The sequence below is a fragment of the Pseudomonas sp. JL3 genome, assembly GCF_031570575.1.
Lineage (GTDB): Bacteria > Pseudomonadota > Gammaproteobacteria > Pseudomonadales > Pseudomonadaceae > Aquipseudomonas > Aquipseudomonas cucumis.
In genome coordinates this window covers 158,038-178,706 of record NZ_JAKWJK010000004.1, presented here as the reverse complement: position 1 = coordinate 178,706, position 20,669 = coordinate 158,038, and the positions used below count along the sequence as shown (strand labels likewise).

Here is a 20,669-nt window from a genome sequence, read left to right as displayed (position 1 = left end):
TGATGATCGTTCCCACGCTCCGCGTGGGAATGCCTCTAGGGACGCTCTGCGTCCAGTGACGCGGAGCGTCACGGGCTGCATTCCCACGCGGAGCGTGGGAACGATCAGTCGCCAATAAAAATAATTAAGGACGAGAAATGCAACAGCCAGCAAAAGGTTTGAAACGCGGGCTCTCTGCCCGACATATTCGCTTCATGGCGCTGGGGTCGGCGATCGGCACCGGGCTGTTTTACGGTTCTGCCTCGGCCATCCAAATGGCCGGGCCTGCGGTATTGCTTGCTTACCTGATCGGTGGCGCGGCGGTGTTCATGGTCATGCGCGCCCTCGGCGAGATGGCAGTGCACAACCCGGTGGCCGGCTCTTTCGGCCAATACGCCAGCACCTATCTTGGGCCGATGGCGGGCTTCATCCTCGGTTGGACCTACGCGTTTGAAATGGTCATCGTCGGTATGGCCGACGTGACCGCCTTCGGCATTTACATGGGTTTCTGGTTTCCGGAAGTCTCCCGCTGGATCTGGGTGCTGGGCATCGTTTCGGTGGTCGGCGGCTTGAACCTGTGCAACGTCAAAGTCTTCGGCGAAATGGAGTTCTGGTTGTCGCTGCTCAAGGTCGCGGCCATCGTCGCGATGATCCTCGGCGGTTTCGGCATCATGCTGTTCGGCATCAGCAATGCGCCCGGTGCCCAGGCGACCGATATCAGCAACCTCTGGACCCAGGGCGGCTTCATGCCCAATGGCGTCGGTGGCCTGATCGCCTCGTTTGCGGTGGTGATGTTTGCCTTTGGCGGTATTGAAATCATCGGCGTTACCGCCGGTGAAGCCAAAGACCCGCAGCGTGTGCTGCCCCGGGCGATCAATGCCGTACCGTTGCGCATTTTGCTGTTCTACGTGCTGACGATGCTGGTGCTGATGTCGATCTTTCCGTGGCAGCAGATCGGCAGCCAAGGCAGCCCGTTCGTGCAGATTTTCGACAACCTGGGTATCAGTTCGGCGGCGACCATCCTCAATATCGTGGTGATCTCGGCGGCGGTGTCGGCCATCAACAGTGACATCTTCGGCGCGGGTCGCATGATGTATGGCCTGGCTCAGCAAGGGCATGCACCCAAAGGCTTTGCCCGCTTGTCGCGCAATGGCGTGCCGTGGCTGACAGTGGTGGTGATGAGCAGTGCGCTGCTGCTGGGCGTGTTGCTGAACTACCTGATTCCGGAAAACGTCTTTCTGCTGATCGCCTCCGTCGCGACCTTTGCCACGGTGTGGGTCTGGCTGATGATTCTGTTCACCCAAGTGGCCATGCGTCGTTCCATGAGTGCCGAGCAGGTCGCCCAACTGAAATTCCCGGTGCCGTTCTGGCCCTATGCGCCGATGGCGGCGATCGCCTTCATGCTGTTCATCTTCGGCGTGCTGGGCTATTTCCCGGATACCCAGGCGGCTCTGATCGTTGGTGTGGTCTGGATCGTGCTGCTGGTGCTGGCGTACCTGACGTGGGTGAAACCGGCGGCAGGAAAGACGGTACCGGTGGAGCAGGAACCTTTTTTTTCTCATCGATAACCTAACGGAGGCCAAGGATGAAAACTCTCTGGCAACACTGCCACGTCGCAACCATGGCGCAAGGCGTCTACTCGATCATCGAGGACGCGGCTATCGTGACGTCAGGTGCGCACATTGAGTGGCTGGGGCCGCGTAGCGAACTGCCGTCGGGCGAATACCCGGACGTCAATGACCTTAACGGGGCCTGGGTCACCCCGGGCCTGATCGACTGCCACACCCACACGGTGTTCGGCGGCAACCGCAGCGGCGAGTTCGAGCAACGCCTGCAAGGTGTCAGCTATGCGGAAATTGCCGCGGCCGGCGGCGGCATTGCCAGCACCGTGCGCGCCACCCGCGCTGCCAGCGAAGACGAGCTGTTCGTCAGCGCCGCCAAGCGTCTGAAGAGCTTGATGCGCGACGGCGTGACCACGGTCGAGATGAAGTCCGGTTACGGCCTGGACCTGGCCAGCGAACGCAAAATCCTGCGGGTGATCCGCCGTCTCGGCGCCGAGCTACCGGTCAGCGTGCGCAGCACTTGCCTGGCCGCCCACGCTCTGCCGCCGGAATACGCGGACCGCGCCGACGCTTACATCGATCACATTTGCAGTGAAATGCTCCCGGCCCTGGCGGCCGAAGGGTTGGTGGATGCGGTGGACGCTTTCTGCGAATACCTGGCGTTTTCGCCGGAACAGGTCGAACGGGTTTTCGTCGCGGCGCAGAACCTCGGCTTGCCGGTGAAACTGCATGCCGAGCAATTGTCGTCGCTGCACGGTTCGAGCCTGGCGGCGCGTTACCACGCACTGTCCGCCGATCATCTGGAATTCATGACCGAAGACGACGCCATTGCCATGGCCAAGTCGGGCACCGTCGCGGTATTGCTGCCCGGCGCGTTCTACTTCCTGCGGGAAACCCAATTGCCGCCGATGGAAGCCCTGCGCAAACACGGCGTAAAAATCGCCATCGCCAGCGACCTCAACCCGGGCACTTCGCCGGCGCTGTCGTTGCGCTTGATGCTGAACATGGCCTGCACCTGCTTTCGCATGACACCGGAAGAGGCCTTGGCGGGTGCAACGATTCATGCCGCCACCGCGCTGGGCATGGGCGAGACTCACGGTTCGCTGGAAGCCGGCAAAGTCGCCGACTTCGTCGCCTGGCAGATTGATCGACCGGCCGACCTGTCGTACTGGCTGGGCGGCGATCTGGAAAAACGCGTCGTGCGTCACGGCGTCGAAACGAGCGTTTAGGAGAGCAGTTGTGGATAAGGTTCTGAACTTCAAACAAGGCCGTGTGCCGCTGCTGATCAGCATGCCCCACGCCGGCCTGCGCTTGACCCCTGCGGTGGAAGCGGGATTGATTCCCGACGCGAAAAGCCTGCCGGACACCGACTGGCACATTCCCAGGCTTTACGAATTCGCCGCCGAGCTGGGCGCCAGCACCCTGGCAGCTGAGTACTCGCGGTTTGTCATCGACCTGAACCGGCCGTCCGACGACAAGCCTTTGTATGTCGGCGCCACCACCGGTTTGTATCCGGCGACGCTGTTCGACGGTATTCCGTTGTTCCGCGAAGGGCTGGAGCCATCGGCCGCAGAGCGGGCAACTTATCTGGAGCACATCTGGACGCCGTACCACCGCACCTTGCAGGAGGAATTGGCGCGACTGAAGGCCGAATTTGGCTACGCGCTGCTATTCGATGCGCACTCGATCCGTTCGATCATCCCGCACCTGTTCGATGGCAAACTACCGGACTTCAACCTCGGCACCTTCAATGGCGCCAGTTGCGATCCACAGTTGGCCAGCCAACTGGAAGCCATCTGCGCACGGCATGGTGATTACAGCCATGTGCTGAACGGTCGCTTCAAGGGCGGGCACATCACCCGGCATTACGGCAACCCGGCCGAGAACATCCATGCCGTGCAACTGGAGTTGGGCCAGTGCACGTATATGGAAGAGTTCGAGCCATTCCGCTATCGCCCGGACCTGGCGGCGCCGACGCAAGTGGTGCTCAGGGAATTGCTGCAAGGGCTGTTGGCGTGGGGGCAGCAACACCACGCAGCGTGATCGTTCCCACGCTCCGCGTGGGAATGCCTCCTCGGACGCTCCGCGTCCGCTTTTGGGACGCAGAGCGTCCCTTGCTGCATTCCCACGCAGAGCGTGGGAATGATCCTTGCGGCAAAGCTGTCGCCACCGTGCAAAACACGGTCGCCACAGGGCGCTTTTGCCGTCTCGGCGCTGCGTAATGTTCGGGGCACGGTGCATGAAGACACCGGACCCATAATAATCTGCTGCCGAGCGAGCCTTCCCGATGAAACGACTGTTCAACCGCTGTCTGTTAATCCTCACCGGCACTGCTCTTCTGAGCACCAGCGCTTTCGCCAATGACCCCGCTTCCTGCAAGACCGTGCGCATGGGCGTGGTCAACTGGACCGACGTGATCGCCACCAGCGGCATGGCTGACGTATTACTCAACGGCCTCGGCTACGAAAGCAAGCAAACCAGCGCCGTGCAGCAAATCATCTTCGCCGGCATACGCGACAAACGCCTGGATATCTTCCTCGGTTACTGGGAACCGGCGATGGACAAGAACATCGCGCCGTTCGTGGCCGCCAATCAGGTGAAAGTCATGGGCAAGCCGAGCCTGGCCGACGCCCAGGCGACGCTCGCCGTGCCTGACTACGTGGCTGCCGCCGGCCTGAAAACTTTCGCCGACATCGCCAGATTCAAGGATCAGCTCGGCGGCAAAATCTACGGCATCGAGCCGGGCAGCGGTGCCAACACCACGATCAAAACCATGATTGAGACCAATCACTTTGGCTTGAAGGACTTCAAACTGATCGAGTCCGGTGAGGCCGGGATGCTTGCCGCCGTGCAGCGGGCGGTCAATCGCAAGGAGTTCGTGGTGTTCGTCGGCTGGACCCCGCATCCGATGAACATCAACATGAACATCGCCTACCTGACCGGCAGCGAAGACGTCTACGGACCGAACGAAGGCGCGGCGACCGTTTCCACCGTGACCGCGCCAGACTATGCCGAACGCTGCCCGAACGTGAACCGCCTGCTGGAAAACCTGACCTTTACCGCAGCTCAGGAAAGCCAGTTGATGGTGCCGATCATGGAGCGCAAGACGCCACAGGAGGTCGCCAGACAATGGCTGCGTGATCATCCCGAAGATCTACAGCGCTGGCTGGCGGGTGTGAGCAGTTTTGATGGCAAGGAGGGTGTGGCAACCGTTCAGGCCAGTTTGAAAAACTGACTGGTCGAGCGAGACCGCTCTGGTGAGGGGGATGCAGAGCGTGGCTTGCCCGCGAAGAACGATGACGCGTAATACCTGAAAAACCGCAGCGCATTCTTCGCGGGCAAGCCACGCTCCCACAGGATTTGCGTCGTTCAGATTTTTTGACTTCCTCTAATTGGTTGGCTGCATGGCTTTTTATCCACTCTCCGAACAGATGGCGGCTTTCGTCGAGAAAACCCTCAGCTTCAACAGCACCGATAGCAGCCTCACCGGTTTGCGTCAGGCCTACAGCGAGATGTGCCGGGCGTTCACCCCGCCACATCCGGCGGGGCTTGAGGTGGTCGACTTTCAATTGGCAGGCGTGGCCGTACGCTCCTGGCAACCGTCGGTCACGCCGCCGACCAACGGTTGGCCGTGCATTGTGTACCTGCACGGCGGCGGTTGGGTGGTGGGGGGGCTGGACTCCCACGCCTTCATCTGCGCCGAACTGGCGTCGGTGCTCGGCGTGTTGGTGATCGCCGTCGATTATCGGCTGGCACCGGAGCATCCGTTCCCGGCGGCGTTCGATGACTGCCTGAGTGTCTGGCGCGCGTTGCGCGCGGGACCGTTTCAGCTCGATCCGGCGCGGACCCTGGTGGCCGGCGACAGCGCTGGCGGCAATCTCGCCGCTGCGTTGTGCCTCGCTTTGCGCGATGCCGGCAAGCCAATGCCATGCGCGCAAGTTCTGATCTATCCGGGACTGGGCGGTGATCACCGATTGCCGTCGCGCAGCGAATGCGCCGATGCGCCCTTGCTTGGCAGCAGCGATCTGGATTGTTATCACGCGTTGTATTTAGGCGGAACCCGACAACCGGGTGCCTATGCGATGCCCTTGCTCGCCGACGATTTCGGCGGTCTGCCACCGGCGTTGATCGCTGTGGCGCAGTTCGACCCGCTGCGCGATGACGGCGTGCTTTACGCCGAGCGACTCAACGCCGCAGGCGTGAGCGCAACGCTTTATTACGGGGAGGGGCTGGTTCACGGCTGTTTGCGGGCGCGGGGGCAGGTCGCCGAAGTCGACCGACTCTATGAAACCCTGCTCGGCTATCTGGCTGAGACGACGGGCTGACAAACGCTGACGCTGCAAGGGGCATGCTCATTGAAGTAATTCGGGTTTATGATGCCGGACGGCAGAATAATAGAAGTCCCCCCAGGGATGACCTCGACCCCTTACGGAGCGCGCAATGCAGACTTTGTACCCGCAGATCAAACCCCACGCCCGGCACGATCTGGCCGTCGATAAAACCCACACGCTGTATGTCGACGAAAGCGGTTCGCCGGAAGGTTTGCCGGTGGTGTTCATCCACGGCGGCCCTGGTGCCGGGTGTGATGCCCAGAGCCGTCGGTATTTCGATCCGAACCTGTATCGCATTGTCACCTTCGACCAGCGTGGTTGCGGTCGCTCCACGCCCCACGCCAGCCTGGAAAACAACACCACCTGGGATCTGGTCGCCGACCTCGAGCGGATTCGCAAGCACCTGGGCATCGACAAATGGGTGCTGTTCGGCGGCTCCTGGGGTTCAACCCTGGCCCTGGCTTACGCGCAAACCCATCCGGAGCGCGTGCACGGTTTGATACTGCGCGGGATTTTTCTCTGCCGTCCCCAGGAAATCGAGTGGTTCTACCAGTGTGGCGCCAGTCGTCTGTTTCCCGATTACTGGCAGGACTACATCGCGCCGATCCCCCAGGATGAACGCCACGACTTGCTCTCGGCGTTCCACAAACGCTTGGTCGGCAACGATCAGATCGCCCAGATGCACGCGGCCAAGGCCTGGTCCATGTGGGAAGGCCGCACTGCCACCCTGCGGCCGAATCCGCTGGTGGTCGACCGCTTCTCCGAGCCTCAGCGTGCGTTGTCCATCGCCCGTATCGAGTGCCACTACTTCACCAACAACGCTTTCCTCGAGCCGAACCAACTGATTCGTGACATGGCCAAGATCGCCCACCTGCCCGGCGTTATCGTCCATGGTCGTTACGACGTGATCTGCCCGTTGGACAACGCCTGGGAATTGCATCAAGCCTGGCCGAACAGCGAATTGCAGGTGATTCGTGACGCGGGTCATGCGGCGTCCGAAACGGGTATTACCGATGCCTTGGTACGCGCCGCTGATCTGATGGCCCGTCGTATGCTCAACTTGTCGCCAGACGAAGCATGAAGGGCCTGCTGCAACGCGTGCGTGGCGCGCGAGTCGAGGTCGCGGGAGAGGTGGTTGGCGCGATAGATCAGGGGTTGATGGTGCTGGTGGCGGTCGAGCCCGACGATACTCGGGCCAGCGCCGACAAACTTGTGCATAAACTGCTTAACTATCGAGTATTCAGTGACGCCGAGGGCAAGATGAATCTGTCCTTGGCGGACGTAGGCGGCGGGTTGCTGCTGGTCTCGCAGTTCACCCTGGCCGCCGACACCAAAAACGGGTTGCGCCCAAGTTTTTCGACTGCGGCTCCTCCTGCTTTGGGCGAGGAGCTTTTCGACTATCTATTGGGCAAAGCGAAACAGGTGCATGGCACTGTGGCATCAGGTAGATTCGGCGCGGATATGCAGGTGCACCTGGTCAATGATGGCCCGGTAACCTTTCTGTTACAGACGTGAAAGCGCTTGAAAGATCCTTTTCAGGGCATTTCGGCTGAAAACAGGGGCTTTTCCCGATAAATACTTGCTTCCCCCTGATGCGTTGTAACGCGGCCTGCTAGATAATCGCGCGCTACGGGGATCAGCGTTCGTTGATCCGTTTTGACTTAGGTAGAGACTTGTCCGAGACCTGTTGGGGAATCATTTTGCCCCATAGGAGTCGGAACAATGCTCGCCAACTTGGCAAGAGTCGTTCGCAGGGTCGGTTTTTTTTCACCGCACACCGTGCTGGCACTTTAACTGGCCGTTGGTTTTTTGATCTGTTTTCGGCGAGGGTTGCTCGTGATTGTTAGTCCCTGTAATGCACCAAAATTGTCTGCCAAACGGTTTCGAAGCGCTCTGGTAGCGGGCTCTGCACTGCTCTGCCTGTTCAGCGCCGGCCAACTTTGGGCATTCAATCTGGATGACGTATCGGTCAAGGCAAAAGAGCTGGCCGGGCAAAAATACGAAGCCCCGCGCAGTAACCTGCCGAATGAGTTTCGCGAGATGAAATTCGCGGACTATCAAAAAATCCGGTTCCTCACGGAAAAAGCCGAATGGGCGAACCAGAAAACCCCATTCAAACTGTCGTTCTATCACCAGGGTATGCACTTCGATACGCCGGTGAAAATCAACGAAATCACGGCTAACACCGTCGAAGAGATCAAATACGACCCAAGTCGTTTCGATTTCGGCGACGTGAAGTTCGATCCTAAAGCCACCGAACAGCTGGGTTATGCCGGTTTCCGTGTGCTGTACCCGATCAACAAGGCCGACAAGCAAGACGAAATCATGACCATGCTCGGCGCGAGTTATTTCCGCGTCATCGGCAAGGGGCAGACCTACGGGCTCTCCGCTCGCGGCATGGCCATTGATACCGCATTGCCATCCGGCGAAGAGTTCCCGCGCTTCACCGAGTTCTGGATTCAACAGCCGAAGCCGGGCGACAAGCATCTGGTGATCTTCGCCCTGCTGGATTCGCCGCGCGCCACCGGTGCCTATCGCCTGACCGTGCGTCCGGGCAGCGACACGGTCGTCGACGTCAAGGCCAAGATGTTCCTGCGTGACAAAGTCACCAAGCTTGGCGTTGCGCCGCTGACCAGCATGTTCCTGTTCGGCGCCAACCAGCCGTCGAAAGTGCTGAACTACCGTCGCGAACTGCACGATTCCAGCGGCCTGTCGATCCATGCCGGCAACGGCGAATGGATCTGGCGCCCACTGAACAATCCGAAGCACCTGTCCGTGAGTAACTTCTCGATCGAGAACCCGCGCGGTTTCGGCTTGCTGCAACGTGGCCGTGACTTCAGTCACTACGAAGACCTCGATGACCGCTACGACAAGCGCCCAAGTGCCTGGATCGAACCCAAAGGCGATTGGGGCAAAGGCTCCGTCGATCTGGTAGAGATTCCTACCGCCGACGAAACCAACGACAATATCGTCGCTTTCTGGAGCCCGGAAAAACTGCCTGAGCCTGGCCAGTCCCTGGACGTTGCCTACCGCATGCACTGGACCATCGACGAAGCCTCCCTGCATTCGCCGGACAGCGCCTGGGTTCAACAGACCCTGCGTTCCACGGGTGACGTCAAGCAGTCGAACCTGATTCGTCAGCCGGACGGCAGCGTGGCCTATCTGGTGGATTTCGAAGGCCCGTCCCTCCAAGTCCTGCCGGAAGATGCTGAAGTGCGCAGTCAGGTGAGTGTTGGCGACAACGCAGAACTGGTCGAGAACAGCGTCCGTTACAACCCTGAAACCAAGGGCTGGCGCCTGACCCTGCGGATGAAGATCAAGGATCCGAGCAAGGCCACCGAAATGCGGGCTGCGCTGGTCAAGAACATCTCGCCTGCCGAGGCGCTCAAGACCGCGGCGCCAACGTCCAGTTCTTCCGTTGCCAAGGCCGACAAGATCGCCGCCCGCCAGCAGGAGAAGAAGGACAAGCAGGCTGAAGCACACGCCCAAGCCCAGCAAGTCAAGGATACCAAGGACAAGGACAACAATGACGCCAAGCAGCCTGTCGCTGCCGAAGCGGCCCCAGCCACAACGGAATCGGCACCGACTGAACAAGTCCTGACCGAGACCTGGAGCTATCAGTTGCCCGCCGATGAGTAATTCACAAGTACAGTCACAAACGCTTGCCGAGTATCTGGCGCATTTGCCGATGAGCGACGAGCAGCGCGCGGAACTCGCGGGCTGCAAGTCTTTCAGTGAACTGCACGAACGTCTGTCGTCCTCGACGTTCGACGCGCCGGCCGAGGCTGCTCAAGCCTCGGTCGGCCGGCGCCTGACCCTGAACTCCGCCGAAGAACTGGCGGATGCGGAAATGCTGGTGCTCGATGCCAGTGGTCGGGTTTGCCTGAAGGCAACCCCGCCGATCCGTCGGACCAAAGTCGTGCCTGAGCCGTGGCGCACCAACATTCTGGTGCGTGGCTGGCGTCGGCTGACCGGTCGCACCAATCCGCCGGCTCCGCCAAAGGATGAGAATGTGCTGCCGGCGGCTCGCTGGCGCACCGTCGGTTCGATCCGACGCTACATTCTGCTGGTGCTGATGCTCGGTCAGACGATCGTCGCCGGCTGGTACATGAAAGGCATCATGCCGTACCAGGGCTGGTCGTTCGTCGATCTTGAAGAAGTCCTGCATCAACCGCTGACCCAAACCGCCACGCAAGTGCTGCCATATGCCTTGCAAACCAGCATTCTGATTATGTTCGGGATTCTGTTCTGCTGGGTCTCGGCCGGTTTCTGGACCGCGCTGATGGGCTTCCTCGAGTTGATCACCGGCCGTGACAAGTACCGCATTTCCGGCGCCAGCGCCGGCAACGAGCCGATCGCCAAGGACGCACGCACCGCACTGGTGATGCCGATCTGTAACGAAGACGTGCCGCGAGTGTTCGCCGGTTTGCGGGCGACCTTCGAATCGGTTGCGGCCTCGGGTAACCTGGATCGCTTCGACTTTTTCGTACTCAGCGACAGTAACGACGCCGACATCTGCGTTGCCGAACAGCAGGCCTGGCTGGACGTCTGCCGTGAAGGCAAAGGTTTCGGCAAGATCTTCTATCGTCGCCGTCGCCGCCGCGTAAAACGTAAAAGCGGCAACCTCGACGACTTCTGCCGTCGTTGGGGCGGTGACTACAAGTACATGGTCGTGCTCGACGCCGACAGCGTGATGAGCGGCGAATGCCTGAGCAGTCTGGTGCGCCTGATGGAAGCCACGCCGGACGCCGGGATCATCCAGACCGCGCCGCGTGCGTCGGGCATGGACACCCTTTATGCGCGTATGCAGCAGTTCGCCACGCGTGTGTACGGTCCGCTGTTCACTGCCGGTCTGCACTTCTGGCAGTTGGGTGAATCCCACTACTGGGGTCACAACGCGATTATCCGCATGAAGCCGTTCATCGAGCACTGCGCCTTGGCGCCGTTGCCCGGTAAAGGCGCGTTTGCCGGTGCGATTCTGTCCCACGACTTCGTCGAAGCTGCGCTGATGCGCCGTGCCGGCTGGGGCGTATGGATTGCCTACGACTTGCCGGGCAGCTACGAAGAACTGCCACCGAACCTGCTGGACGAGCTCAAGCGTGACCGTCGCTGGTGCCACGGCAACCTGATGAACTTCCGGCTGTTCCTGGTCAAGGGCATGCACCCGGTGCACCGTGCGGTGTTCCTGACCGGCGTGATGTCTTACCTGTCGGCGCCGTTGTGGTTCTTGTTCCTGGTGTTGTCGACGGCCTTGCTGGCGGTCAATACGTTGATGGAGCCGCAATACTTCCTGGAACCGCGTCAGCTCTATCCACTGTGGCCACAATGGCAGCCGGACAAGGCAATTGCTTTGTTCTCGACGACCATTGTGCTGCTGTTCCTGCCGAAATTGCTGAGCATCATTCTGATCTGGGCCAAGGGCGCGAAAGAGTTCGGTGGCAAGTTCAAGGTGACGCTGTCGATGCTGCTGGAGATGTTGTTCTCCATGCTGTTGGCGCCGGTGCGGATGATTTTCCACACCCGTTTCGTACTCGCCGCATTCCTCGGCTGGGCCGCGACCTGGAACTCGCCGCAACGTGACGACGACTCCACGCCATGGAGCGAAGCGGTCAAACGCCATGGTCCGCAAACCTTGCTGGGCTTCTTCTGGGCGCTGTTGGTGATCTGGCTGAACCCGAGCTTCCTGTGGTGGCTGGTGCCGATTGTCGGTTCGCTGATGTTGTCGATCCCGGTATCGGTGATCTCCAGCCGTGTCGGCCTGGGCCTCAAGTCCCGTGACGAAAGCCTGTTCCTGATTCCTGAGGAATATGCCCCGCCACAGGAATTGCTGTCGACCGATCAGTACACCCACGAAAACCGTTGGCATGCACTGAACGACGGCTTCGTCCGGTCGGTGGTCGACCCTCAGCAGAACGCTTTGGCATGTGCGCTGGCGACGTCTCGTCACCGTCAGGCCGAGCCGATCGAATGGCTGCGCATCGAGCGGGTTCGCCACGCGATGAAGGTCGGGCCTGCCGGGCTGACCAACGACGAGCGCGTGGCCCTGCTGAGTGATCCGGTGGCACTGGGTCGCTTGCATGAGCAGGTCTGGAACGAAGGCGACGCCGAGTGGCTACAAGCCTGGCGCACATCGGTGGATGCCGATCCCCATGCGCCGCTGTTGCCGCTCAAGCCGCTGAGCGTGCAGCCTCAGTTGGCCTGATGAAAAAACCCCGCGAAAGCGGGGTTTTTTTTGTGCTGATGATCTGACTGAACACAACTTTTGTGTTGGGTGCGGACCCTGTGGGAGCGGGCTTGCCCGCGATGGCATCACCCCGGTTTCAAGCGAACCGGGATACCCGCATCAGCTCAAACCTTGAACCGCCCCACCAGCATCTGCAAATGCGTCCCCAACCGCGCCAACTCAACGCTGGAAGCCGCGGTCTCTTCACTGGCGGCCGAAGTCTGCTCGGACACATCGCGCACGTTCAGCACGCTACGGTTGATCTCTTCAGCCACCGCGCTCTGTTGCTCGGCAGCGGCGGCGATCTGCTGGTTCATCGACTGGATTGCCGACACGGTGCGGGTGATGCTTTCCAGCGAGCTACCGGCGCGGCGAGTCAGTTCGACGCTGCTGTCGGTCAGGCTGCGGCTGTTGTCCATGATGGTCGCGACTTGCTGAGTGCCGGTCTGCAGACCGACGATCAGCTCTTCGATTTCTTCGGTGGACTTCTGAGTGCGCTGGGCCAGGCTGCGGACTTCATCAGCGACCACGGCAAAACCGCGCCCGGCTTCACCGGCGCGGGCGGCTTCGATGGCGGCGTTGAGCGCCAGCAGGTTGGTTTGCTGGGCCACGGACTTGATCACGTCGAGCACGCTGCCGATTTTGTCGCTTTCGCGCTTCAGATCGCCCATGGCGGCGGTGGAGTTGCCGACTTCGGTAGCCAGGCGTTCGATCTGGGCGATGGCTTCGCCAACCACCTTGTCACCCTCGCGGGCCTGCTGGTCGGCGGCAACGGCAGCTTCGGACGCTTCTTCGGCATTGCGCGCGACCTCTTGCACAGTGGCGGTCATTTCGTGCATGGCGGTGGCCACCTGATCGGTCTCGACCTTCTGGCTGTTGACCCCGGCGCTGGTTTGTTCGGTGACGGCCGACAGCTCTTCAGCGGCGCTGGCGATTTGGGTCACGCCATCGCTGATGCCACCGATCAGTTCCCGCAGGCCCAGGGTCATGCTCTGCATGGCGCGCTGTAGCTGGCCCAGTTCGTCCCGACGTTCGGAAATAAGATTGTGAGTCAGGTCACCCGCGGCGACACGCTCTGCCACTTTGAGGGTCTGGCTCAGAGGAATGACGATCTGGCGAGTGATGGCCCAAGCCGCGAACAAACCAAAGGCCGACGCGAGGACGGTGGCTATCAGCAGCAGGTTTTTGGCGTGCGCGGCATCGGTGTCACGCACGACGGTTTGCGAGACGGTGAGCTTTTTGCTGACGTCGAGCAGAATGTCGCCTTGCGCGCTCATGCGTTTGAGGGCGGCAGCGCTGGCGACCTGGGAGTCGCGGAACTGGCTGACGGCCGCGCGGTAAGCTTTGAGTGAATCGGTCGCCTGTTGCAGGTTGGCGATGTGTTGTTCCGGCAGTTGAGACGGCAGGCTTTCGAGGTTTTTCAGAGCGTTGCCGATGGCATCCAGCGCAGGCTGTTCGGCCTCGGGCTTGCCGCTGTAGGTGTAGCCGCGGACCTGGAAACGCGCTTGCTGGATCAGCTTGCTCAGGTCGATCACGCTGTTGAACTGAGCGACGCTGTCGCCTTGCAGCAGGGATTTTTCGACTTCAGCGACCCGGGCCACGGCGTTATCGGCGGTAGCGCCCAGTTTGCTGCGAGCATCTTCGCGGGTGGCGGTGGCCTGGGTCATGTCCGCGAAAGCGCGTTTGTACTCGCTGACCGCGGCCAATTGCTGATCGATCATTGCCACGTCGGCAGGTTGTTCGACCAGCGTTCGGGCAGTTTTCAAGCCGGCATCGAGTTGGCCGACCAGCTCGTTGACGGCGCCCGCGCCTTGTTCGCCACGGCGCATGTCGTAATCCAGACGGGCCAGGCGCAGGTCTTTGGTCAGCTCATTGAGGCTGGAAATAAACCCAAGCGTATCGCCACGGCTGATCACACCGCTCAAGCCGGTCCAGCCGGTGAAGGTGATCAACAAAGTCAGAAGCAGCACCAGACCGAAGCCGACACCCAGTTTGCGATTGACGCTTACGTTTCCCAGTTTCTCGGCTAGCCAACGGTACATGCTGCAACTCCCCTCGGACCATTAATCGGTTTTATGGAAGCTGTATCGGCAGGCGGGCGGGGTTCTGTAGGTGTCAAGGCACGATCCCGTAGGAGCTGCCGAAGGCTGCGATCTTTTTATCTTGATTCTAAAAATCAAAAGATCGCAGCCTTCGGCAGCTTCTACATGGGGAGGTGTGATCCGGAAGGGTTAAAATAAACGAGAGAGCAGCGCAGTGACGGCGGTTTCGACCCGCAGGATGCGCTCGCCGAGTTGCACCGGTTGCAGGCCGGCCTTGCCCAGTAAGTCGATTTCGTAGGGAATCCAGCCGCCTTCGGGGCCGATGGCCAGGGTCACCGGTTCGTCCAGGCCGCGGGGGCAGGGCGGGTAGTTACCGGGATGGCCGACCAGGCCTAAGGTGCCTTCGGTAATGGCCGGCAAACGATCTTCGACAAAGGGCTTGAAGCGCTTCTCGATGACGACTTCCGGCAGCACGCTGTCCCGGGCCTGTTCAAGACCCAGGATCAACTGCTCGCGAATCGCCTCGGGCTCCAGGAACGGGGTTTGCCAGAAGCTCTTCTCGACGCGATAGCTGTTCACCAGCACGATTCGCGGCACACCCATGGCAGCCACGGTCTGAAACACCCGACGGAGCATTTTCGGTCGCGGCAGGGCCAGCACCAAAGTCAGTGGCAGCTTGGCCGGTGGCGGCTGGTCGAGGATGACACGCAACTCGGCTTCATCGGCGTCCAGGCGTAGCAGCTCGGCCGAGCCCATCAAGCCGCCGATACGCCCGACCCGCAGGCTGTCGCCAACCACCGAGCGATGGACTTCCTGCATATGAGTCAACCGGCGATCGCGCAGGATCACCCGGTCGGCCGTAATGAAGTCGGCCTCTTCGAGGAGCAGCAGGTTCACGCTTGGGTCGCTGGCGGCTGGTCGTTGTGATCATCAGCCGGCTGATCGTCCGGGTGCTCGCCGCGCTTGCTGATCAGGCTACCGAACAGGATGCCGATTTCGAACAGCAGCCACATCGGAACGGCCAGCAGCGTCTGCGAGAAGATGTCCGGCGGCGTCAGAATCATGCCGACCACGAAGCAGCCAATGATCACGTACGGGCGGATTTTCTTCAGGTAGGCGACGTTGACCACGCCAATCCACACCAGCAGCACCACGGCTACCGGAATCTCGAACGCCACGCCGAAGGCGAAGAACAGCGTCATGACGAAATCGAGGTAGCTGGTGATGTCGGTCATCATTTCCACGCCGGCCGGGGTGGCGGCGGCGAAGAACTTGAAGATCAGCGGGAACACCAGGAAATAGGCGAAGGCCATGCCGGTGTAGAACAGCAGAATGCTGGAGACCAGCAACGGCACCGCGATGCGCTTCTCATGCTTGTACAGGCCCGGCGCGATGAAGCCCCAGATCTGGTGCAGGATCACCGGGATCGCCAGGAACAGCGAGACCATCATGGTCAGTTTCAGCGGCGTCAGGAACGGCGACGACACGTCGGTGGCGATCATCGTCGCGCCGGCCGGCAGGTACTGGCGCAGCGGCGTGGAGACGAAGGTGTAGATCTGCTGGGTGAAGGCGAACAGCCCGGCAAAGATAATGAAAATCGCCGCTACACAGCGCAGCAGGCGGGTGCGCAACTCGGTGAGGTGCGAAACCAGCGGCATGTGCTGGTCATTTTCGGGAAGATCGCTCATGGGGCTCGCGGCGGCAAAGTGGTGTCGTGAGGCGCCGGTGTTGTCGGCGCGGCGGCAGGAGCAACAGTTTCTACTGAAGGTGCAGGTTCAGCGGTTGCAGCCACCGGCATAGCCTCAGCCGCTGGCGCATGAATAGTCTGCGTCGCGACAGGTTCCACCGGCGTCGGCTCCTGTTGAGTCGGCGTGAAGATCTTCCGCGCCTCCTGCTCCAGGGACAGAATGTGCTCGTTGTGCAGTTGCCGGCGGATCTCGTCGGCACCGATTTCACGTTCAACTTCCTGTTTGATCGCGTTGAAGCTGCGCTTCAGTCGCCCGACCCACAGGCCGGCGGTGCGCGCAGCGCCCGGCAGACGCTCGGGGCCCAGCACCAGCAGGGCAACGAGGCCGACGAGCAGCAGTTCAGAGAAGCTGATACCAAACATTAGTCAGTGCTCACGAGTCTTTGCGGGTCGGCTCTTCGACTTTTTGCGCCTGCACATCGATGGTGTGCGGCGGGTTCACGGACTGTGTGGCCTGTGGCTGAACAGGCGGAACCGGTTGGGCCGGGGTCGCTGTCGGGTCAGCCGGTTTCTCGTCGTCGTTCATGGCTTTACGAAAGCCCTTGATCGACTCGCCCACGTCAGTGCCGAGGTTTTTCAGCTTCTTGGTGCCGAACACCAGCACCACGACAACCAGGATGACGACCCAATGTTTCCAGTCAAAAATGCCCATGTTGCGTTCCTCTCTAAATAGTTGTTCAGGCGGACGGGCGAGAGGCTTTCTCGGCGTGTCCGGACAGACCGAAGCGACGGTCCAGTTCATCGAGCACAGCCTGTGGATGCTGCCCCAGCTGGGCGAGCATGACCATGCTGTGGAACCACAAATCGGCGGTCTCGTAGATCACATCGCTACAGTCACCGCTGATGGCGGCATCCTTGGCGGCAATGATGGTTTCGACCGACTCTTCGCCGACTTTTTCCAGAATCTTGTTCAAGCCCTTGTGGTACAGGCTGGCGACATACGAGCTGTCGGCAGCGGCGCCTTTGCGCTCTTCCAGCACCTGGGCCAGACGGGTCAGGGTGTCACTCATGTGAGGATGTGTCATCAGTCATTTCCTGAGCTGCGCCGGAGCCTGATTTTGTGCAGGGCAAGGCGCGAGGAGTGTGGTTTGGTTGTTCCAAATAAACGACGAGTAACGCAGCCCTGCACAAAATCAGGCCCGGCCCTACGGGTTGTCGGCTCAAAGCGCGCCATGCTGCGTTGCAGGCCTTGGCAAGGAAACGACATTCCCGGCGGCCTGCGCCTTGCCTGGCGCGCTTTGAGCCGGCAACGCAGCTCAGGAAATGACTGATGACACATCCTAATGTCCTGCGGAGTAGATAGCGTGCGGGTCTTTCAGCACCGGGTCGACGGTTTTCCAGTCGCCGTTCTCGAAGACGCGGTAGAAGCAGCTCTGACGGCCGGTATGGCAGGCGATGTCGCCGATTTGCTCAACCATCAGGATGATCACGTCAGCGTCACAGTCCAGGCGCATCTCATGCAGGGTTTGCACGTGGCCGGACTCTTCGCCCTTGCGCCACAGCTTGCCACGGGAACGTGACCAGTAAATGGCACGGTTCTCGGCAGCGGTCAATTCCAGCGCTTCGCGGTTCATCCAGGCCATCATCAGGACGCGTCCGGTCTTGTGATCCTGGGCAATCGCCGGCACCAGGCCATCGGCGTCCCACTTGATCTCGTCCAGCCAGTTTTTCATCTTCGACTCCGACGCGGGCTCTACTTCAATAGTTGAGGCCAATGTTCAAATTCAGCGTTCAAACAGTGTGCCAGCCGATTATCCAACTGGCTATCGGCGAACGACCAGATACAAGCCGACCGCCACCATGATTCCGGCGGGCCAGTGCCCCAGTTCGTTCAACGGGCCACCGGCGGCGAGTATCGTGCCACCGGCCAAATGAGCGGTGCCGAGCAACCGCAGGAACCAGTCGTCCTTGCGCTTGTGCCAAGGAGGCGGCGGGTCGTTGGCGTGGGGCTGGGACATGCGCTCGAGCAGATCGCGGGCCATGTTGGCCAGATGCGGGATCTGCTCGAACTGGCTCTGTACGTTGCCTAACAAGGCTTTGGGGCTGACGCGCTCGCGCATCCAGCGCTCGAGGAACGGCTGGGCGGTGTTCCACAGATCGAGGTCCGGGTACAGCTGACGGCCCAGGCCTTCGATGTTCAACAGGGTTTTTTGCAGCAAGACCAACTGCGGCTGCACTTCCATATTGAAGCGTCGAGCGGTCTGGAACAGGCGCATCAGCACCTGGCCGAACGAAATATCTTTTAACGGTTTTTCGAAGATCGGCTCGCACACCGTACGGATCGCCGCTTCGAATTCGTTGAGTTTGGTTTCTGCCGGCACCCAGCCCGAATCGATGTGCAACTGCGCGACACGACGGTAATCACGTTTGAAGAACGCGAACAGGTTGCGCGCCAGATAGTCCTGGTCTTCCGGGGTCAGGCTGCCGACGATGCCGCAGTCGATGGCGATGTACTGCGGGCTCCACGGTTGCACGGTGCTGACGAAGATGTTGCCGGGGTGCATGTCGGCGTGGAAGAAACTGTCGCGGAACACCTGGGTGAAAAAGATCTCCACGCCACGCTCGGCGAGCATTTTCATGTCGGTGCGCTGGTCGGCCAGGGTCGCGAGGTCGGTGACCTGAATCCCGTAGATGCGCTCCATCACCAGCACTTTCGGTCGGCACCAGTCCCAATAGACTTGCGGTACATACAGCAGCGGCGAACCTTCGAAATTGCGCTTCAGCTGGCTGGCGTTAGCCGCCTCGCGCAGCAGGTCGAGTTCGTCGTAGATGGTTTTTTCGTAGTCGCTGACCACGTCCACCGGGTGCAGCAAGCGAGCATCGGCCGAGAGTTTTTCCGCCGCGCGGGCGAGGATGAACAGCCACGCCAGGTCTTGGGCAATGATCGGTTTCAGGCCCGGGCGAATCACTTTGACGACAACTTCTTCACCGGATTTCAGCTGCGCGGCATGCACCTGCGCCACCGAAGCCGAGGCCAGCGGTTCAACGTCGAAACGGCTGAAGACTTCACTGATTTTTTTGCCGAGTTGCTCTTCGATCAGCCGGACCGACACTTGCGAGTCGAACGGCGGCACGCGGTCCTGCAGCTTCATCAGCTCATCGGCGATGTCTTCGGGCAGCAGGTCGCGGCGCGTCGAAAGGATCTGGCCGAACTTGATGAAAATCGGCCCCAGGTCCTGCAACGCCAGGCGCAGTCGCGCACCGCGGCTCAAGTCCAGCGTCTTGCGCGGGAACCAGCGCCACGGCAAGGCGTAGCGCAGCGCCAGCAGAAACCAGGGCAGTGGCAGGGCGAACAGCAGGTCATCGAGGCGGTAGCGGATCACAACGCGCTGGATGCGCAACAAACGGCGGACGGCAAGCAGCTTCATGCGTTATCGCTTGGGTCAAGGGATCGGAAAAGGCGCTCGAAACGCGCCTCGAGACGTTCCAGATCGAGCTTGATCTGGTCCAGTTCATTGAAACGGGCATCAGCTTCGCGCTGACCGACGAGGGCGCGCGATTCTTCGGCCAGGTATTCGCCCAGGTTCTGGTTCAGGCTGGCGAACCCCTGCTGATACCAGCGTGCACGGCTGCGCAGGTGACCGCCGATCAGTTGCGTGGCCACAGGTCCCAGCCAGCGCGAGAGCTCGTACTCCCAGTCCAGTTCGAGGTCCTGAAGGATCGCTGCCAGTTCCAGCAGCACGCCACTGTCGCCGTCGAGTTCGACTTCCGGGGCATGCAGAACTGAAGTCTTGTCCTTGCTCGTCGCCAGTCTCAGCAGGCTTGAGGCCGGTGCGCGCAAAGTGCAGTCGGCACCGGTTTCCCACTGGGAGGCGAGCATCAGGCCTTCATCGCTGGGCAGGATAAACAGTTGCAACGCCGGGCTGCGGCAGTCGACGGCAATCACCTTGCCGCTCAAATGCGCCAGTCGCGGCAGCGCCGTGCTGTCGAGACGCAGCACCCGGTTCAGACCGAGCTCAACGCTGGCGAGCAGGCCGGCCAGCAACATCAGGGCTTGATGCCGCGGTGCAAGGCGACGATGCCTGCGGTCATGTTGTGGTACGTCACGCGGTCGAAACCGGCCTCGACCATCATCGACTTCAGGGTTTCCTGATTCGGGTGCATGCGGATCGATTCGGCCAGGTAGCGATAGCTTTCCGAATCATTGGTGATCAGCTTGCCCATCAACGGCATGAAGGCGAACGAATAGGCGTCGTAGGCTTTGGACATCAGCGCATTGGTCGGCTTGGAGAATTCCAGCACCAGTAAACGGCCGCCCGGTTTCAGCACGCGCAGCATCGAGCGCAGGGCGTCTTCTTTATGCGTCACGTTGCGCAGACCGAAAGCGATGGTGACGCAATCGAAATGGTTGTCCGGGAACGGCAGTTTTTCAGCGTCGGCCTGGACGAATTCGACGTTGCCGGACACACCCAGATCCAGCAGGCGGTCACGACCGACCTTGAGCATGGATTCGTTGATGTCGGCCAACACTACCTGACCCGTCGGTCCCACAAGATGCGAAAACTTGCGGGTCAGGTCACCAGTGCCACCGGCGATGTCCAGCACGCGGTTACCGGTACGCACACCCGACAGCTCGATCGCGAAACGCTTCCACAGACGGTGCATACCGCCCGACAGGAGGTCGTTCATCAGGTCGTACTTGGCGGCTACCGAGTGGAAAACCTCAGCGACTTTTTCCGCTTTCTGGCTTTCCGGAACGTTTTTGAAGCCGAAGTGAGTGGTGGGTTCGGCATCGCTGCCTTTGCGCTGATCAGTCATATCGCTGTCACCAAAAGAGAATGCGGG

At 60.7% G+C, this 20,669-nt stretch carries 19 protein-coding genes and 1 pseudogene; 9 read left to right on the top strand and 11 right to left on the bottom strand.

The genetic code is table 11. From position 1 onward, the window contains the following. Nucleotides 1-137 precede the first annotated feature (137 nt). The 9 genes from MMG91_RS10020 to mdoH all read left to right on the top strand — a co-directional run bounded on the left by MMG91_RS10020 (nt 138) and on the right by mdoH (nt 12,074). Nucleotides 138-1,547, top strand: a complete 1,410-nt coding sequence (locus MMG91_RS10020; RefSeq protein ID WP_305447849.1) for an amino acid permease — start codon at nt 138-140, stop codon at nt 1,545-1,547. Between the two features lie 17 nt (nt 1,548-1,564). Continuing rightward, entirely contained in the window at nt 1,565-2,770 is a 1,206-nt protein-coding gene (gene hutI / locus MMG91_RS10015) for an imidazolonepropionase (RefSeq protein WP_310659485.1), read from the top strand. A gap of 10 nt (nt 2,771-2,780) precedes the next feature. Continuing rightward, nucleotides 2,781-3,584 (top strand): N-formylglutamate deformylase, encoded by an 804-nt coding sequence (hutG, locus tag MMG91_RS10010; RefSeq protein WP_305447851.1) that lies wholly within the window; start codon nt 2,781-2,783, stop codon nt 3,582-3,584. Nucleotides 3,585-3,828: 244 nt separating this feature from the next. Further along, complete coding sequence (locus tag MMG91_RS10005; protein WP_305447852.1) at nt 3,829-4,776, top strand: choline ABC transporter substrate-binding protein; 948 nt, start codon at nt 3,829-3,831, stop codon at nt 4,774-4,776. Between the two features lie 169 nt (nt 4,777-4,945). After that, entirely contained in the window at nt 4,946-5,866 is a 921-nt protein-coding gene (locus tag MMG91_RS10000) for an alpha/beta hydrolase (protein ID WP_305447853.1), read from the top strand. 115 nt (nt 5,867-5,981) lie between these two features. Further along, entirely contained in the window at nt 5,982-6,953 is a 972-nt protein-coding gene (gene pip, locus MMG91_RS09995) for a prolyl aminopeptidase (RefSeq protein WP_305447854.1), read from the top strand. Beyond that, nucleotides 6,950-7,387 (top strand): D-aminoacyl-tRNA deacylase, encoded by a 438-nt coding sequence (gene dtd, locus MMG91_RS09990; protein WP_305447855.1) that lies wholly within the window; start codon nt 6,950-6,952, stop codon nt 7,385-7,387. The genes pip and dtd overlap by 4 nt, the downstream gene beginning before the upstream one ends. 321 nt (nt 7,388-7,708) lie before the next feature. Further along, a complete protein-coding gene (locus MMG91_RS09985) occupies nt 7,709-9,511 on the top strand; it encodes a glucan biosynthesis protein G (RefSeq protein WP_305447856.1) in 1,803 nt (600 codons plus the stop codon). Continuing rightward, nucleotides 9,504-12,074 (top strand): glucans biosynthesis glucosyltransferase MdoH, encoded by a 2,571-nt coding sequence (gene mdoH / locus MMG91_RS09980; RefSeq protein ID WP_310659484.1) that lies wholly within the window; start codon nt 9,504-9,506, stop codon nt 12,072-12,074. Before MMG91_RS09985 ends, mdoH begins: the two co-directional genes overlap by 8 nt. 146 nt (nt 12,075-12,220) lie before the next feature. On the opposite strand, the gene MMG91_RS28955 is transcribed toward mdoH, so the two are convergent. The 11 genes and pseudogenes from MMG91_RS28955 to ubiE form a co-directional block, all read right to left on the bottom strand. Then, nucleotides 12,221-12,934 (bottom strand): methyl-accepting chemotaxis protein, encoded by a 714-nt coding sequence (locus tag MMG91_RS28955; RefSeq protein WP_405046531.1) that lies wholly within the window; start codon nt 12,932-12,934, stop codon nt 12,221-12,223. A 144-nt stretch (nt 12,935-13,078) separates the two neighbouring features. After that, nucleotides 13,079-14,137 (bottom strand): annotated as a pseudogene (locus tag MMG91_RS28950) (methyl-accepting chemotaxis protein); the annotation flags it as partial. A gap of 189 nt (nt 14,138-14,326) precedes the next feature. Further along, on the bottom strand, nt 14,327-15,034 hold the full coding sequence (locus MMG91_RS09970; protein WP_310659482.1) for a 16S rRNA (uracil(1498)-N(3))-methyltransferase: 708 nt from the start codon (nt 15,032-15,034) through the stop codon (nt 14,327-14,329). Beyond that, complete coding sequence (gene tatC / locus MMG91_RS09965) at nt 15,031-15,825, bottom strand: twin-arginine translocase subunit TatC (protein WP_030129238.1); 795 nt, start codon at nt 15,823-15,825, stop codon at nt 15,031-15,033. Before tatC ends, MMG91_RS09970 begins: the two co-directional genes overlap by 4 nt. Further along, entirely contained in the window at nt 15,822-16,247 is a 426-nt protein-coding gene (gene tatB, locus MMG91_RS09960; protein WP_310659481.1) for a Sec-independent protein translocase protein TatB, read from the bottom strand. The genes tatC and tatB overlap by 4 nt, the downstream gene beginning before the upstream one ends. Nucleotides 16,248-16,257: 10 nt before the next feature. Beyond that, nucleotides 16,258-16,536, bottom strand: a complete 279-nt coding sequence (locus MMG91_RS09955) for a twin-arginine translocase TatA/TatE family subunit (protein ID WP_305447861.1) — start codon at nt 16,534-16,536, stop codon at nt 16,258-16,260. A 25-nt stretch (nt 16,537-16,561) separates the two neighbouring features. Then, nucleotides 16,562-16,894: a phosphoribosyl-ATP diphosphatase gene (locus MMG91_RS09950; protein WP_007899279.1), complete on the bottom strand. Its 333-nt coding sequence runs from the start codon at nt 16,892-16,894 to the stop codon at nt 16,562-16,564. A 270-nt stretch (nt 16,895-17,164) separates the two neighbouring features. Further along, on the bottom strand, nt 17,165-17,557 hold the full coding sequence (hisI, locus tag MMG91_RS09945) for a phosphoribosyl-AMP cyclohydrolase (protein WP_305447862.1): 393 nt from the start codon (nt 17,555-17,557) through the stop codon (nt 17,165-17,167). Nucleotides 17,558-17,647: 90 nt separating this feature from the next. Then, complete coding sequence (gene ubiB, locus MMG91_RS09940; RefSeq protein WP_310659480.1) at nt 17,648-19,252, bottom strand: ubiquinone biosynthesis regulatory protein kinase UbiB; 1,605 nt, start codon at nt 19,250-19,252, stop codon at nt 17,648-17,650. Next, entirely contained in the window at nt 19,249-19,872 is a 624-nt protein-coding gene (locus MMG91_RS09935) for an SCP2 domain-containing protein (RefSeq protein ID WP_310659479.1), read from the bottom strand. Before MMG91_RS09935 ends, ubiB begins: the two co-directional genes overlap by 4 nt. Then, nucleotides 19,872-20,642 carry a bifunctional demethylmenaquinone methyltransferase/2-methoxy-6-polyprenyl-1,4-benzoquinol methylase UbiE gene (gene ubiE / locus MMG91_RS09930; RefSeq protein ID WP_008005057.1) on the bottom strand — a complete coding sequence of 257 codons (771 nt, stop codon included), beginning with the start codon at nt 20,640-20,642 and terminating at the stop codon, nt 19,872-19,874. The genes MMG91_RS09935 and ubiE overlap by 1 nt, the downstream gene beginning before the upstream one ends. Nucleotides 20,643-20,669 lie beyond the last annotated feature (27 nt).

What these genes read in the sequence shown, in the direction of transcription:
- mdoH (WP_310659484.1), top strand. Translation starts at nt 9,504, where the DNA reads ATGAGTAATTCACAAGTACAGTCACAAACGCTTGCCGAGTATCTGGCG.
- hutI (WP_310659485.1), top strand. Translation starts at nt 1,565, where the DNA reads ATGAAAACTCTCTGGCAACACTGCCACGTCGCAACCATGGCGCAAGGC.
- MMG91_RS10020 (WP_305447849.1), top strand. Translation starts at nt 138, where the DNA reads ATGCAACAGCCAGCAAAAGGTTTGAAACGCGGGCTCTCTGCCCGACAT.
- MMG91_RS09955 (WP_305447861.1), bottom strand. Translation starts at nt 16,536, where the DNA reads ATGGGCATTTTTGACTGGAAACATTGGGTCGTCATCCTGGTTGTCGTG.
- pip (WP_305447854.1), top strand. Translation starts at nt 5,982, where the DNA reads ATGCAGACTTTGTACCCGCAGATCAAACCCCACGCCCGGCACGATCTG.
- dtd (WP_305447855.1), top strand. Translation starts at nt 6,950, where the DNA reads ATGAAGGGCCTGCTGCAACGCGTGCGTGGCGCGCGAGTCGAGGTCGCG.
- MMG91_RS09935 (WP_310659479.1), bottom strand. Translation starts at nt 19,872, where the DNA reads ATGTTGCTGGCCGGCCTGCTCGCCAGCGTTGAGCTCGGTCTGAACCGG.
- MMG91_RS10000 (WP_305447853.1), top strand. Translation starts at nt 4,946, where the DNA reads ATGGCTTTTTATCCACTCTCCGAACAGATGGCGGCTTTCGTCGAGAAA.
- ubiB (WP_310659480.1), bottom strand. Translation starts at nt 19,252, where the DNA reads ATGAAGCTGCTTGCCGTCCGCCGTTTGTTGCGCATCCAGCGCGTTGTG.
- hisI (WP_305447862.1), bottom strand. Translation starts at nt 17,557, where the DNA reads ATGAAAAACTGGCTGGACGAGATCAAGTGGGACGCCGATGGCCTGGTG.
- MMG91_RS10005 (WP_305447852.1), top strand. Translation starts at nt 3,829, where the DNA reads ATGAAACGACTGTTCAACCGCTGTCTGTTAATCCTCACCGGCACTGCT.
- MMG91_RS09950 (WP_007899279.1), bottom strand. Translation starts at nt 16,894, where the DNA reads ATGAGTGACACCCTGACCCGTCTGGCCCAGGTGCTGGAAGAGCGCAAA.
- ubiE (WP_008005057.1), bottom strand. Translation starts at nt 20,642, where the DNA reads ATGACTGATCAGCGCAAAGGCAGCGATGCCGAACCCACCACTCACTTC.
- MMG91_RS28955 (WP_405046531.1), bottom strand. Translation starts at nt 12,934, where the DNA reads ATGCACGAAATGACCGCCACTGTGCAAGAGGTCGCGCGCAATGCCGAA.
- tatC (WP_030129238.1), bottom strand. Translation starts at nt 15,825, where the DNA reads ATGAGCGATCTTCCCGAAAATGACCAGCACATGCCGCTGGTTTCGCAC.
- tatB (WP_310659481.1), bottom strand. Translation starts at nt 16,247, where the DNA reads ATGTTTGGTATCAGCTTCTCTGAACTGCTGCTCGTCGGCCTCGTTGCC.